The sequence below is a fragment of the Streptomyces litmocidini genome, assembly GCF_014649755.1.
GTDB lineage: Bacteria > Actinomycetota > Actinomycetes > Streptomycetales > Streptomycetaceae > Streptomyces > Streptomyces litmocidini.
This window is the reverse complement of sequence record NZ_BMTQ01000029.1, coordinates 1-14,316: the sequence shown is the minus strand read 5'-3', so window position 1 is coordinate 14,316 and position 14,316 is coordinate 1. Positions and strand designations below refer to the sequence as shown.

Sequence of the window (14,316 nt, the reverse complement as noted above, 5' to 3'; positions counted from 1 at the left end):
CGCGGAGACGGCTCGTCGAAGCGGTTGCCCGGGTACCGGACGGGAAAACACCGGGCGCCCGGCGCGTCGAGAACACGCACCCGACGCCGCGGGGCTGCCCCTCGGACGACGACGGGAGCGCGACGACACCCCTAGGACGGCGTCCGGTCCCGTCCGCGGGGCACGTGGATGTCGAGGACGCAGATGTCGTCCCGGTTCCCCGTGCCCGACCCGGCGAGCGTCCGGGCGACCATGAGGCCACGGCCCCCGCGCACCAGTCGCAGCGCCTCGGCGGCGAGGCGGTCGAGGCCCATCGAGATGTCCTCGCCCGGCTCCTCCACGAGACCGTCCGTGTAGAACAGCAGGTGGTCCCCGGGCAGCAGGTCGACCGCGGCCTCCTCGTACCGGGAGCCGTGCAGGGCGCCGAGCAGCGGACCCTGGGGCTGGGGCAGGAAGCGCGCCTCCCCGTCCCGGATCAGCAGCGGCGGCGGATGCCCCGCCCGGACCCAGGTCAGACGGTGGTCCCAGGGCTGGTAGCGGCCCATGACCATGGTCGCGGTGGCGCCGCGCTCGTCGCCCGTCGTGTGGAGGAGAAGGGCGTTGAGCCTGCCGAGGACGTCGGGGAGACCGGATCCCGTGATGCTCATGCCCTTGGCGGTGAACCGCAGCTGCGCCATGGTGCCGACGGCCGCCAGGCCGTGGCCGGCGACGTCCCCCACGACGAACAGCGCGCTCCGGTCGGGCAGTTCGATCGCCGAGTACCAGTCGCCCCCGACGTTCAGGCCCCGGTCGGCCGGCATGTAGGCGACGTCGACGCACAGCCCCGCGAGCTCCAGCGACTGCTCGGGGATCGGCAGCAGGGTCTCCTGGAGCCGGGCGCCGAGGGCCCGCTCGGCCTTGAGCATGCCGCGCTGGACGAGGTTCTCGCGCTCGCTGTCGCGCAGGGCGAGTTCGGCGTCCTTCTGCGCGCTGAGGTCCTGGAAGAAGCCGTGCACCTCGACGGGCGTGCCGTCCGCGTCCCGCTGTGCCTCCGCGACGATCCGCAGGTGTCGTACGCCGTGGGCGGTGGTGATGCGGAAGGGCTCGTCGATGGCCAGGCCGTCGGCGAGGAGCCGCTGGACGGCGGCGGCGAGCCTCGGCAGGTCCTCGGCCACCAGGTGCTCCGGCAGCTCCTCCAGACGCATGGGCCCCAGGGCGGGGTCGCGGTCGAAGACGACGTACACCTGATCCGACCAGGTGATCGTGTCCGTGATCAGGTTCCAGCCGGCCCAGCCCAGGTTCCCCAGGCGCTGCATGTCGGCCAGCAGGCGGGCCTCGCGCTCGCTGGTGTCGTGGCGGACCCAGGAGACGACGAGGCGCCCGCCGAGCCGCGAGGCGCGGACCGAGTACACGGACTTCTGCTGGACGCCGGCGCTCACCTCCTCGTACGTGAAGGGATCGCCCTCGTAGACCGACCCCGTGACCAGCGTGTCCAGGTATCCGTCCCACAGGGCGGTGCCCGCCACCGTGGGGTACGTCTCCAGGATCCGCCGGCCCACCAGCTCCTTGCCGCGCCGCCCGGCCACGTCGACCGCCCCGGGCGTCGCCGCCTCGATCAGGTAGTCCTCGACGTCACCGGTCTCCGAGCGCAGCGGGGCGAGCAGGACCGCGGGGCCCGGCAGCGCGTCCAGGACCGCCTGGACGGTGGCGACGTCCTCGCCGGAGTTGTCGCCGCCGAGCGGGCCCCGGTCCTCCCTCAGGGGGCCGACGCAGAGTCTGACGGCCCGCCGCAGCAGTGTCCGGGTCCGGGCGTCGAAGGGCCCCGGGACGGTGCGGAAGAAGCCGACGACCGTCGTCATCGGCCGGCTGCCCGGGACGGGCAGCCAGGCCCGGGAGGGCCACTCTCCGGGCGGGTCCCCGATCAGGAGGTAGCGGGCGCCGTCCTGTCGCAGGTCCTCCAGCCAGACCGCTTCCTGGGCGTCGACGGCCTCCAGGGCGGCGACGCCGCTGAGGGGCGGGACGCGGCTCCACTGTCCGGCGAGCCCGTCGCTCACGCCGGCGCTGCCGATCAGCTCCAGGTTTCCGGCCGCCGCCACGGTGTAGATCATCACCGCGCCCACGCTTTCGGGCTCGCCCAGGGTCGCCAGGAGGAGCTCCGCCACGTCGTCCGGGTTCCGTGCGTGCGCCAGACCCCTGGCCAGCTGGTCCAGGGCCCGGCCGTGGCCGGCGGGCCGGGCCCCACCGAGGACGTAGCGGGGGGTGCTGAAGGGGGAGGGGCCCTCCCGAAGCGGTTCGGGCGGGGGCGCCGAAGGCCGTACGGACGCCGGCGCGCCTCCCTCGCCGATGCGGCCGAGGGTGATCCAGCACTCTTCCAGGAGGGTTCTGCGGTGCTGCTCGGCGCGGTCGAGCAGCAGCTGGTACGCGGCGTCCGCCGGCACCCCCGCCTGGGCCATGACCACGCCCTTGGCCCGTTCGAGGACGGCCGTCATCGAGGCACCGCCCTCCAGGTCCACGACCTCGGCGCGCAGCCGTGCCACGACCTTCGCCAACGCGCGCACCTCGGGTGCCGCCCCCTCGCCCGCGTCAGGGGTCGCGAAATCGCCCTCCATATGTTTGAGCATGCCACGCCCCGCCCGGAACGCACCCGGTGTTCGACGGGAGCTGTACACCTCGATCGGTCGATCGTGGGGCGTTCCGCACTCCTGTTCCGTACACCGTTCCGTACGGGGCGGCGGAGGGGAGGGGCCGGTCGGTCCCGCGGTAGGGGGCCTCCGCCGCGCCTTCGCCGGGGCAAGGGCGCTCCAGCCCCCGGCGGACGCCCGCCGGGCCCGCGACGACGGGCCCCGGCCGCCTCACCCCGTGACACGACGGGGGGATCCCGGTTCCGGGCGCCGTGGGGGGAGGACGCGGGGCGGTTCGGACGGGCGGAGGCGACGGTCGTGGACCGGATCCGGCCGGAGGACGAGGGGCCGCGGGCCGACAGGGCGCCCGCTCCGGCGCCGGGAGGACGGAACGCCTGACGGACCTGTTCTCCGCCGAAGGCCCGTCCGCGGCCGACGCCCCGGCCGTCCGCTCAGGCGGCGCCCCGACCTTCCGCTCAGGCGGCGCCCCGCGTCCTCACCCGGAACGTCTTCAGCGACGGGTCGGCGGCGTCGGACACGAGCACACCGTGCTCGATGCCGCTGCGCAGGTAGTCGACCACCTCGGCGGTGATCAGCTCACCGGGCGCCACCACCGGCACCCCCGGCGGGTACGGGCTGATCGTCTCCGCCGAGACGCGCCCGACCGCGTCCTCCGCGGCCACGTGCTCCGCGGGCCCGAAGAAGGCGTCGCGCGGCAGGCACACCTGCTCCAGCTCCAGGGCCCGGGACACCGGCAGGTGCACGGCCGGCCTCGGTTCGATCTCGTCGGCTCCGTCCACCAGCGCGTGCAGCGCCTCCACGAGCCGCCGTTCCGTCTCGTCGTCGTCCGCGTGCGTGATCGAGGCGGAGATCCGGCACGTGTCGGAACCGCCCACGTCGACGCGGCAGTTGTCCCGCATCCACTCCGCCGCCTGCATCCCGCTGATGCCGAGGCCCCGGACGTCGATGACGATCTTGAGGGGGTCGAAGTCGGCGGCGAGCCCCGCGTCGACGACCTCGGTGCCCATCGGTTCCAGCCCCGGGAGCCCCGCGGCGGCCTCGCGCACCCGCCGGGCCCGTTGCAGCGCACCGCCCAGCAGCTCCTTGCCGTGCTCGGCCATCTGCCGCCGCCAGCCGTCGAGCGTCGCGTACACCAGCGTGGAGGCGCTCGTCGTTCCGAGCAGGTCCTCCCGCTGCTTGAGCACCTCGGGCGACACCCGGTCGTGCTGGAGGTGGAAGACGGAGCTCTGTTCGATCGCCCCGCCCATCTTGTGCACGCTGGTGATCACCAGATCGGCGTCCGCGTCGATGCCCCAGACCGGCAGCTCGGGGTGGAACGGCAGGTGCGCGCCCCACGCCTCGTCGACGATCAGCGGTACGCCGACGGCGTGGCACGCATCGGCCACGCCCCGCACGTCGGCGCACGTGCCCCAGTCGGTGGGGGTGATCAGCAGCATCCCCTTGGCGTCCGGGTGCTCCTCCAGCTTGCGGCGCACGTCGTCGGGCTCGGGCGGATGGGCCATGTGCCGGTCGGCGTCGAACTTCGGGTGCACCCAGACGGGCTCGACCCCGTTCACGATGACCGCGGCGATCACGGACTTGTGCGCGTTGCGGGACACGAGCAGCTTCTCGCCCGGGCCGGCGACGGCGAGCATCGCCGTCTTCACCGACAGCGAGCTCCCGCAGGTCGAGAAGAAGGCCTTCTCCGCGCCCACGGCATCGGCCATCAGCTCCTGGGCCTGCTCCAGCACGCCCTGGGACAGCCTGCGGTCGTCCAGGCCGTTCAGCATCAGCACGTCCGACCGGAAGACGTCGGCCCCGACCACGGCGGTCACCCTGGGGTCGGCCCCGCGTCCCTGCTTGTGTCCCGGGGGGCCGAAGACGACGTCTCCCCGGCGCCGGAAGTCCTCCAGTGCCTCGAGTACGGGTGCGTGCGAGTGGTCCATGGTTCCTCCGGTTCGGTCCGCCCGCCGTCCGGCGGGGGCGTACTGCCGCGGCCTTCGTCGCGTTTGCCCGGAGCCCCCTCCCCAAAACGGGGCGAACCGGGAGGAGGTGTGAGGTCGGCAACCGCCCGCGCGGGGGCGGCATGAAGCGGCGCGGACGGGGCACGCGCGCCCCGGGGTACCCCCGAAAGCCGTCGCCCGCCGGTTCCCCTCCACGGTCGGGCGGCGGCCGGGGCGACGGATGTCCGGACTGCGGCACGACAGCGCCGGGGGCGGCCGCACGGCGGCGCGATCGCACCGGACACGGGCGCGTGGCGGCACGACGTCACCGCGCGGGCGCGGGGCGACGACGGTGCGGCGCCACCGCACGCGGGCACGACGTCACCGCGATCACCGCGCGCGGGCGCATCACCCGGATGGGTCAAGCCCCCGGAGCTTTCGCTCGCACGGACGGACGACTCGGACCTCGGGGCCTTCGTCGGCGGGCTCCCGAGCGCGCCGACGGTTCAGACAGGGGCGCCCTCGCTCCCGCCGACGACTCGACGGACTCGGCGGACTCGGCGACGCGGAGCCTCAGGCCTCCGCGTCCCCGGCGGAGAGGTGCGTACGGAGGCGGGCTTCGAGGCGGCCCCCGACGGTGCGCGTCTCGAAGGCGGGCTGCGGCGCCGTGGCGGGGCCCGTCACGTTCCAGCCGTCCGTCAGGCGGAAGGTGCTGCCGTGCCAGGGGCAGCGGACGCAGCCGTCGACGACGGTGCCCTCGGCGAGCGGCCCGCCCATGTGGCTGCACCGGGCGGCCAGGACGCGGACCTCGCCGTCCGCGCCCCGCACGATCACGACGGGCACCTCGCCGACGTGCCCCTGCCGGGGCAGGCCCTCGGGCAGGGAGGCCACCTCGCCGAGGTCGTGCCAGTCCGGTCCGACCAGGTCGGCGACCTCCTCGGCGTGGTTCGCGCCCGCGGACTGCCGGTACGCCAGATGGCCGCCGATCGCCCCACCGGTGCCGACCGCGGCGAGACCGCAGAACGCCCACGCCTTCCCGCGCCAGTGCCGTCCCCGGCACCGGGCCGAGAAGGAGGCCGTGTAGAGGGCGACGCCGGTGATGTTCGCGGCGGCGTGGAGGAGCCCCACCCGCAGCTGCGGACGGCGCAGCTCCGCCCAGTCGGTCCAGCCCGCCACGGCGGACGGCAGCGCTCCCACCAGGCCCACGCCGATGAGGAAGCGGGCCGCCCGGCGCTCGCCGGGGAGGAGGTCGAGCACGGCCGCCGACAGCCAGGCCCCGACGGGGAGCTGTACCAGGAGCGGATGGACGGGGTGCCCGAGCCAGCGGCCGTGGAGGGCGTCCCGGGCCCGGCCGAGCGGGAGGCCGCGCACGGCACTCCGCAGGGCGTCGGCGACCCGGTCGTACCGGGCGGAGTTCTCTACCCGCTCCATCGCCGCCAGGACGCGCCCCGGCCCTTCGGCCGAGGGCAGCGCCGCGCGGGCGAGCGCGAGGGTGCGACGGGGAATTCGTTGGGTGGCCATGGCTGGCGTCTAACCCGTGGCGCCGACCGGAAACGGAGCCGTGCGGACGGATCCGGCGGAGCGGCGCGCCGGCACGGGCGGGCCGCCGACCGGGGAGCCGGAGCCGCCGGGCGCGTGCGCTGCGCCTGCCGATGACGCCCCTTTGTGCAGATAATGCTGGTGTCGCCCTCCGCCGTGCTCTCACGAATCGGAGCGCCCTGCGGCGAGGAGCGGGATCCGGAGCGGGAGGAGCCATGCTCATCAGGCATCTGGTCGAGGACGGAGTCCTGCATCTGGCACTCCTGCGCGACCTGGACGTCCCCAGCCGTGCGGCGGCGGTCCTGCAGATCGAGACGCTCCTCCTGGCGCACCGCCCCCGTCTGGTCCGGATGCAGTTGCCCACCGCCGATCCCTCGCCCGCCTCGCTCAGCGCGCTCGCCCGCGCGCGGCGGATGTGCGAGGGGCTGGGTATCCCCCTGACGGTCGTCGGCCCCGCCCCGGTCGTGGGCCCCGCCCCGGCCGTCGGCTCACCCGGCGCGGCCTGAGGCCCGGGGAGGGCTGTTCGCCCCCGGATGTCCCCTCCGCCCCGGGCGCCCCCGTCCCGTGTCGCTGGTTCGTTCCACGGGGCCCACCAGGTGACCGCACGGGCTCCGAACGCCACGACGGGGCGGCCGTCCGAGGTGGAGGGCCGGCTCAGGGCTCAGAGGGGGCCGGTGCCGGGCTTGGTGCAGAGGTCCCGGCCGTCGTCGGTGTCGTGGTGGGAGACGGCGCGGCGGAACACGTTCCCCGCGCCGACGGTGAGCTTCGCGGCGAAGCCGTCGGCGTCCTCCCCGTGGGGCAGGTGCCGGTGGATCCGAACGAGGGCGTCTGCACGGTCGACCCGTTGACGGCGGGGCCGGCGCGCGCGGAGTGCACGGGCGGTTGTCGCAGACCCGACCATGGATTCCTGCGTGAACGTGCTTCACGTCGCCGAACCTCTACGAGGCGGGGGAAGCTTCGCGGAACATCCTCCGGCACCGGATCGGCCGCCCGCTGCGCGTCGGTCGCGGGCGGGCTCCCGGGGGCGCGAAGTCCCCCGTACGGAGCCCTTGTAGCGACAGCGTGTTCCATCGCCGACACGGGCGAGTGATCATTCGCCCCGATGGCCCCCGGGGGTCAGGAGCGACCGCGCGCCGCGCCTAGACTCCCCGCACATGTCGCTCTGGCTCCTCAACCACTTCAGCACCTTCACCCTCGCCGTGGTCACCGTCGGCGGGACCGTCGTCCTCGCCGTGGCCGGCAGCGTGCTGCTCCGCCGCAGGTATCCGTCGCTGGCCCGGGGGGAGCACAACGACATGGTCGGAGTGACGCTGGGGATGTTCGGCGCGATCTACGGGATCATCCTCGCCTTCGTCATCGTCACCCTCTGGACCCAGCTGGACAGCACCCAGACCATCGTCGCCAGCGAGGCCACCGACACCGCCCTCATCGCCCGCGACGCCGCCGCCTTCCCGCCCGTCGTCCGCGCCGACCTCGACGCGGCCCTCAGCGGCTACGTCCACGCGGTCGTCGAGGACCAGTGGCCCCGCATGCGCGCCGGAGAACCGAGCTACGGGGCCACGGAGACGCACCTCCGGACCGCCTTCGACGTCCTCCAGGCGTACGACCCGGCCTCCCCGCGCGAAGAGGTCTTCTACGAGCAGGCCGTCGGCCACCTCAACGACGTCGCCGCCCAGCGCCGCGCCCGCCTCAACATGGCCGAGCAGGAACTCCCGCCCCTGCTCCAGGTCCTGGCCTTCGGCGGCGCGATCGTCCTCGTTCCGCTCACCTTCCTCTACGGCATGCGCAAGCTCCGCATCCAGCTCCTCTTCGTCGCCTCCGTCGCCGGCCTCATCGGCTTCAGCCTGCTCCTGGTCTTCGTCCTCGACCGCCCGTTCGCCGGGGACCTGAGCGTGAGCCCCGCTGCGTACCGCGAGGGGGCGCTCGCCCAGTACTGGGACCGATGAACGCCGGGGTGCGGCGCCGGGGTCAGGAGTGGCTGATGACCACCTTGCCGAAGGCCGTGCCGCCGGCGTAGTGGCGGTAGGCGTCGACGGCCTCGTCGAAGGGGAAGACGCGGTCGATCACCGGCCGCAGCCCGTGCGCCTCGATCAGGGCGTTCATGTCGGTGAACTGGGCGCGGCTGCCGACCGCCACGCTGCGGAGGGTGGCGCCGGAGGCGAACAGGGCGTACGGGTCGAGCGGCGGGGCGGTCCGGCCCGTGAAGCCGACGCACGCGATGGTGCCCGACAGGGCGATGGCGCGGACGGACTCGTGGAGGAGCCCGGCGACGTCGACGATGCGGTCGGCGCCCCGCCCTCCGGTGAGGGAGCGGACCGTGCCGGGCCAGTCGGGTCCGGCCGCGTAGTCGATGACCGCGTCGGCGCCGAGCTCGCGCAGCCGCGCGACCTTGGCGGGGCCGCCGGTCGTGGCGATCACGCGCGCGCCGAGCGCCTTGGCGAACCGGAGCGCGAAGAGGGAGACGCCGCCGGAGCCCTGCACGACGACGGTGTCGCCGGGACGGACCCCCGCTCCGTCGCCGGTCAGCGCGTTCCACGCCGTGACCGCCACGCAGGGCAGGGTGGCGGCCTCCGCGTAGGTCAGGTGCGCGGGCACGGTCACGAGCGAGTCCGCGTCGACCACGGCGTACTCGGTGAGCATGCCGTCGAAGGAGCCGCCGCGCTGTGCGAGGTGCTCGACGGCGAAGGGGCCGTCCTGCCAGGACGGGAAGAGCGTGGCGGCGACGCGGTCCCCGACGCGTACCGAATCGGTGTCCGGGCCGACCGCGACCACCTCGCCGGCCCCGTCGGAGAGGGGGACGACGTCCGGCTCGACCGGGAGGACGTAGGTCCCGTCGAGCACCATGAGCTCGCGGAAGCTCAGGGAGGTCGCGCGCACCTCCACCAGGGCCTGGCCGGGGCCGGGCGTGGGGACGTCGTGCTCGCGGACGGTGAGGCCGGAGAGTCCGGCCCCGCTGTGCGACAGGTGATAGCTCCGCATGGGGCGTGCCCTTCGTGAGGCGCGGGCGGCGTGGGTGCCGTGGGTGACGGTGACGCGGGGGAGGCGGGTGGGTGCGGCGGGGGCCGGACGGCTGATCGTGGTGGGGGCCGGGCGGCCGACCGTGGTGGGGGCCGGGCGGCCCGGTACGGGCCTCATGCGGCCTCGGACCCGGCGGCCGGGGGGACCTCTCCGGCGGTCTTGCTGAAGCCGAGCGCCTCGACGATCCGGCCGTCCGTCACGCGCATCACGTTGACGCCCTGCACCCACTGGTCGGGCCCGTCGCCGAAGCGGTGGGTCCACACGATCGTCGCGCGGTCGCCGGCCACGACGACCTCCTGCGGGGTGAACCGCGCGGTGTCGTCGTCGACGAGGGCGGTCCACCACGCCGTACAGGCTTCGCGCCCGGCGACGCGCTCCCCGCGCGGCGCGGGCCGGACGCTCTCCATGACGCAGTCCTCGGCGACCAGATCGGCCAGGAGGCCGGCCTCGCGGTCGGTGAAGGCGCGGTTGAAACGGGCGATGACTTCGGCGGTGGTGCGCACGGGCATGACGCCTCCTCGAAAGAGATAGACCGTTCGGTCTACGAGGTCTATAGATAGACCGGTTGATCTACCACGTCAAGTGCTGCAGAATCGCCCCATGAGCACTTCCGTGAAGCCGGGCCCCCGCGAGCGACTCATCCTCGCGGCGCAGGAGTTGACCTACCGTCAGGGCGTCGGCATCGGGGTGGACGCCCTGCTCAAGGAGGCGGGTGTCGCCCGCCGCTCGCTGTACGAGCACTTCGGCGGCAAGGACGGTCTCGTCGCCGAGGTGCTGCGCCGCAGCACCGCCGAGGACGTGGAGCGGTACCGCGCCACCATGGACGCCGCGGGGGACGACCCCCGGGCCCGCCTCCTCGCGGTCGTCGACCGGCTCGGCGGCATCGCCGCCGACCCCGACTTCCACGGCTGCCGCTACCTCGCCGCTGACCTCGCGCTCACGGACCCGGAGCACCCCGGCCACGAGGTCACCAGGGAGTACCGGCGCACCCTCCGGGGCCTGTTCGCGGACGAGTTCGCCGCCCTCGGGCACGCGCGGCCCGACTTCGCCGCCGATCAGCTGCTCATCCTCGTCGACGGCCTCCTCGCCGCCGGCGCGACCCGGCCCGACGTCGAGCCCGCCGCCGCGGCCCGCGCCCTGGCCGAGCACGTCATCGACGCCGGCCTCGCGTAGGGGCCGCCCTTCGGGCCGGGGCGCGGGGGCCGGGGCGATCCCGTCGACGTCGTCCTCGACGGGGTCGGCGGAGAGCTCCTCGGCCCCGCGGTGCGGGCCCTCGCGCCCGGTGGCCGTCTGGTCGCCTTCAGCTCGGGCGGCGGCACGATCGACGCGTACGAACTGCTGGTCCGGGGGGCTTCGGTCATCGGCTTCCAGGTGGCAGCCATCGCCCGGGGTGAGCCCGAGGTGTACGCGCGGTGGCTCGACGAACTGTGGGAACTCCACCGCGACCGCACGCTCCGCCCCCGCGTCTCCGCCGAGATCCCGCTCGCCGAAGCGGCGCGCGCCCACGAACTCGTCGAGTCCCGGCGCAACCTCGGCAAGGTCGTCCTCATTCCCTGAGTACGAGTACGAGTGCGGGAGGGGCGAGTGCGGGAGGGAGGGGGCTCAGGGGGCGTAGCGGCCCGTGTCGATCTCCCAGCGGTGGTAGCCGGCTATCCAGGCGGCGAGCCCGTCCACGTACCGACGGGCCGCCTGCCGGGCGGCCGGGGAGAGCCCCAGGAGGTCGCATATCTCGGGGACTTCGGTCGACAGCTCCACGAAGCGGTCGACCATGGCCTGCGCCTCGCGCATCACTTCGACGGCCGCCTCGGCGGGGGTGCTGCCGAGTTCCTCGCGGACGATCATCACGATGTTGGCGACGTCGCCGCGGGCGCGTTCCTGCGCGTACGAGTGCACGTCGTTGGTGAACGACGGTATGTCCGCGGCAAGTTGACGCATCCGGCGGAAGGTCGGGTGGTGCAGCACCTCCTGCGGCAGCTCGAACCGGTTGAGCCGCTCGACCATGTCGAAGAGGGTCTCCATGGCGGCCGTGCCCCGGCGGAGCGCCAGATAGGTCTCCCGGTCGGGCAGGCGCCCGGTGAGCCGGCCGGCGGCCTCGGCGGGGTGGCAGGCGAAGTACCACTCCCAGTTGTAGGCGGACCGGGCGAGCCACCGGGGCGACATGCCGCGCACGCTGCGCTCCCAGAGGTCGGCGAAGGCCTGCTCGACGGCGGTGCGGGCGCCGGGCTCGGGGCCGTTCCCGTGCAGAAGCCCCGTCAGACGGGTGCAGATCTCGGCCACTCGGGCCGGGGACCGGCCGAGGTCCGAGTCGAAGCGGTCGTCGAAGAGGAAGTAGAAGCCGAGCAGGTCCGCGGCGAGGACCAGGTCGTCGGCGGCGGAGTCCGGGCTGGTGAACGCGGCGAGGCGGGGCACGTCCCACTTCTCGTACGCCGGCAGGGCGATGGTGACGGCAAGGCCCTCGTGACGGAGGAGCCAGTCCCGGTGGCGCTGCGCCACGGATACCTGGTTCGGGTTGCTGCGAGGTGGAAAAGGCAGGTCGAGCATGGTGGCGTTGGACACTGGCACCCCCAGGTTCTGATCCCGGGTCATCCCGTGACGCCCCCGGCGCGATCGAAGATTACTTGAACTGATCATCAACTGCCAGGAGTGGCAAGCAGATCGCTTTCAAGCCAGTGGAGGAACGGAGTCCGGATCGCCCGGAGCGGGAGACCGCCAGGCGGAGCGCGAGGCCTCCGGGCGGGGGGTGAGGCCTCCGAGTGGAGCGTGGGATCTCCGGTGGGTGTGAGGTGTCCGGCCGGAGTCGGGGCCGGGGTCGTCGGGACCCGTGGGTCGGGCCGTCGGTACCCGTGGGTCGGGGTGACGGGCGAGGGGGGCGTCACGTCGGTCACGCGTTCCCCCGTTCGTCGTGACGGGTGGTTCGTCCTCCCTCCGCGCCACCCGTGGACGGGGGAGCGCGTTGGGGTTGCCGTGACGCCCGGTGCAGTGACGGTTCTGCATCCGGGACCTGCGGGTTCTGTATCGACTCCCGATCGCGGTGGGTCGATGGCGAGAGCGAAGATCTGGATGGTGCGCGGTGCCGGAGATGTGGAATCGGGACGAGGGCCACGACGCCCGGTTCGTGGACCTCTTCCGGGACGGTCACGCCCTGGTCGGACGGGACGGGGAACTCGCCGCGCTCCGGGCGGCCGTGTCCGGGCACCGGCTGGTCACCGTGACCGGGGCGGCCGGGACGGGCAAGAGCCGGCTGGCCCTGGCCGCCCTCGCGCCGCCCTCCGACGACACCGCGCGGACGGTGGTGCGGGTGCGCTGGCACGACGGGATCCCCGTCGGGCGCCGGGCGCTGACCGCGCGGGTCGCCCGGGCCCTCAGCGGCGCGGGCCTGCCCTGGGGTGTCGCCGGAGCCCCCGGCGGCCCCGGTCTCTCCTGGGACCCGGCACCCGCGGAGCCCGCCGCGCCCGCTCGGCCCGTCCCGGCGGACGAGGTGCTCCTCCTCCTGGACGACGTCGACCCCGTCCACACCGAATGCATCGGCCTGGTCCAGACACTGCTGATGGCCCGGCCGGCGGTACGCGTCCTGGTGACCGCGCGGCGCCCGCTCGGTCTCGGGGACGAACGGGTGGTCCGCCTGGCGCCCCTGCCCGTGGAGGCGGCACCGGGCCGGCCGGGCGCGTCCCCCGCCGCGGAACTCCTCGTCTCCCGCGCACGGGAGCGCGGATGGACCGGGGAACCCGATCCGGCGACCGTGACCCGGGTGTGCCGACTCCTCGAAGGAGTCCCCCTGGCACTCGAACTCGCCGCGGGCCGGCTGGGGGAGTGGACGATGGAGGAGCTGGCCGCCCACCTCGAAACCGGCCGGTGCCGGCTGTCCGACCCGGACCCCCTCCTGCTGCGGCACCGCACGCTGCGCACCTCCGTCGGGGCCGTCCACGCCCTGTGCGAACCGGCCCAGCGCAAGGTCTGGCGCCGGCTCAGCGTCTTCACCGGACCCTTCACGGAGGCGGCGGCGGTGTTCGTGTGCCTGGGCTCCGACCTCGCACCGCACGAGGTGCCTCCCGCCCTGGCGACGCTGAGCGCCACGGGCGTGCTCCAGACGCTCGGGGAGGCGGGCGCGGTGCGCCCGCCCCGCTACCGCATGGCCCGGGCCGCCCGGGACTTCGGCGCGGAACGGCTCGCGGCGGCGGGCGAGCGGCCGGTGACGCGGGACCGGCACGCCGTCCACTTCCGCGGGGTGGCGGCCGTCGCCGAGACCCTGTGGAACACCGGTCTGCAGCGACAGGCGCTCCAGACCGTCCAGGACGAGCACGACGACCTGATGGTCCTCGCGCACCGCGCCGGCGACGGGAGCGTCCACGCCGAGACGGCCCTGGAGACCATGCTCCACCTGTGGTTCTGGTGGGCGGTCCACGACCACGCCCGGGAGGGCAGCGACCACCTGCACGGACTGCTGCCCCGGCTGCCCGCCGACAGCCCGCTCGCGGCACGCGGCCGATGGCTCGCGGCCTGGCTCAGCGCGGCGTGGGACCCGCGCACGGCGCACCACCTGCTCTCCCTCGCCTGGCCCGCGGCCGTGCTCGCCGGCGACGACGCCCTCCTCGGCCACATCGCCCATGCGCACGGAACCCTGGCGTGGCAGCGGCAGGACCCCGTGACGGCCGCCCGGTACTACCGGCAGGCGGCGGACACCACGCCCAGCGGCGCCCCCTGGGGCCCGTCCCCCGCCGTGAGCCTCGCCGCCCTGGCCGTGGTCCAGGCCCACCACGCCCCCGCGGCGGCGGCCCGCACCGCCCGCCGGGCACTCGCGCAGCCCGACTGCGCCGACGACGCCTGGGCCACGGCGCTGGCCCACCACGCCCGCGCCTTCGCCGACCACCGCTCCGGACACACCGGCCGCGCCCGGCACCGGGCGGGCCGCGCCCTGGCGGACCTCGAAGCCCGGGTCGACGCCCCGCAGGCCCACCGTGCCCTGCGCCTCCTCCTCGCCACCCTCGATCTCGCCGCGGCGACGGCCGGCGCGCCGACGCCGCGGCCCCGCCCGCACGTCCCCGTACCGCGCGACGCGGCCCAGCCCCCGTCGTCGGCGGCGAGCCTGGCCCAGCGGTGACCTCCCGCCGCCGGCCCCGGACCGCCGCGAAGGCGAGGACCGCCGCCGAGGACCCCCTCCCCGCGGCGGCGGCCCTCGCTCCGTGCCGGCCCGGCCGGTCCGCGCTCCGCGGTCCTCGTCCTCGTCCCGTGCCGGCCCG

The 14,316-nt window shown here is 74.9% G+C and carries 10 protein-coding genes and 2 pseudogenes; 5 read left to right on the top strand and 7 right to left on the bottom strand.

Annotation, left to right across the window (positions count from 1 at the left end; translation table 11 throughout):
* Window positions 1-131: 131 nt before the first annotated feature.
* The 3 genes from IE180_RS34455 to IE180_RS34445 form a co-directional block, all read right to left on the bottom strand.
* Window positions 132-2,567 carry a SpoIIE family protein phosphatase gene (locus tag IE180_RS34455; protein WP_190160892.1) on the bottom strand — a complete coding sequence of 812 codons (2,436 nt, stop codon included), beginning with the start codon at window positions 2,565-2,567 and terminating at the stop codon, window positions 132-134.
* Between the two features lie 488 nt (window positions 2,568-3,055).
* Entirely contained in the window at window positions 3,056-4,525 is a 1,470-nt protein-coding gene (locus IE180_RS34450) for an aminotransferase class I/II-fold pyridoxal phosphate-dependent enzyme (RefSeq protein ID WP_190160891.1), read from the bottom strand.
* A 570-nt stretch (window positions 4,526-5,095) separates the two neighbouring features.
* Window positions 5,096-6,043 (bottom strand): Rieske (2Fe-2S) protein, encoded by a 948-nt coding sequence (locus tag IE180_RS34445; RefSeq protein WP_190160890.1) that lies wholly within the window; start codon window positions 6,041-6,043, stop codon window positions 5,096-5,098.
* Window positions 6,044-6,276: 233 nt separating this feature from the next.
* On the opposite strand from IE180_RS34445, the gene IE180_RS34440 reads away from it, so the two are divergent.
* Entirely contained in the window at window positions 6,277-6,567 is a 291-nt protein-coding gene (locus tag IE180_RS34440; RefSeq protein WP_190160889.1) for a hypothetical protein, read from the top strand.
* Window positions 6,568-6,725: 158 nt separating this feature from the next.
* On the opposite strand, the pseudogene IE180_RS34435 reads toward IE180_RS34440, so the two are convergent.
* Window positions 6,726-6,854 (bottom strand): annotated as a pseudogene (locus IE180_RS34435) (right-handed parallel beta-helix repeat-containing protein); the annotation flags it as partial.
* A gap of 361 nt (window positions 6,855-7,215) precedes the next feature.
* Between IE180_RS34435 and IE180_RS34430 the strand changes: the two are divergent.
* A complete protein-coding gene (locus IE180_RS34430) occupies window positions 7,216-8,007 on the top strand; it encodes a bestrophin-like domain (protein ID WP_190160888.1) in 792 nt (263 codons plus the stop codon).
* A gap of 22 nt (window positions 8,008-8,029) precedes the next feature.
* On the opposite strand, the gene IE180_RS34425 is transcribed toward IE180_RS34430, so the two are convergent.
* Window positions 8,030-9,196 carry a zinc-dependent alcohol dehydrogenase family protein gene (locus tag IE180_RS34425; RefSeq protein ID WP_308434460.1) on the bottom strand — a complete coding sequence of 389 codons (1,167 nt, stop codon included), beginning with the start codon at window positions 9,194-9,196 and terminating at the stop codon, window positions 8,030-8,032.
* Window positions 9,193-9,588 carry a nuclear transport factor 2 family protein gene (locus IE180_RS34420; protein ID WP_190160887.1) on the bottom strand — a complete coding sequence of 132 codons (396 nt, stop codon included), beginning with the start codon at window positions 9,586-9,588 and terminating at the stop codon, window positions 9,193-9,195. The genes IE180_RS34425 and IE180_RS34420 overlap by 4 nt, the downstream gene beginning before the upstream one ends.
* Before the next feature lie 91 nt (window positions 9,589-9,679).
* Between IE180_RS34420 and IE180_RS34415 the strand changes: the two genes are divergently transcribed.
* Together IE180_RS34415 and IE180_RS34410 are read left to right on the top strand one after the other, a co-directional pair.
* A complete protein-coding gene (locus IE180_RS34415; RefSeq protein WP_190160886.1) occupies window positions 9,680-10,252 on the top strand; it encodes a TetR/AcrR family transcriptional regulator in 573 nt (190 codons plus the stop codon).
* Between the two features lie 33 nt (window positions 10,253-10,285).
* A pseudogene (locus IE180_RS34410) lies at window positions 10,286-10,636 on the top strand (zinc-binding dehydrogenase); the annotation flags it as partial.
* A gap of 45 nt (window positions 10,637-10,681) precedes the next feature.
* On the opposite strand, the gene IE180_RS34405 reads toward IE180_RS34410, so the two are convergent.
* Window positions 10,682-11,572, bottom strand: coding sequence for a terpene synthase family protein (locus IE180_RS34405; RefSeq protein ID WP_190160885.1), 891 nt, complete (start codon window positions 11,570-11,572; stop codon window positions 10,682-10,684).
* A 586-nt stretch (window positions 11,573-12,158) separates the two neighbouring features.
* On the opposite strand from IE180_RS34405, the gene IE180_RS34400 reads away from it, so the two are divergent.
* Entirely contained in the window at window positions 12,159-14,177 is a 2,019-nt protein-coding gene (locus IE180_RS34400; RefSeq protein WP_190160884.1) for an ATP-binding protein, read from the top strand.
* Window positions 14,178-14,316: the final 139 nt, after the last annotated feature.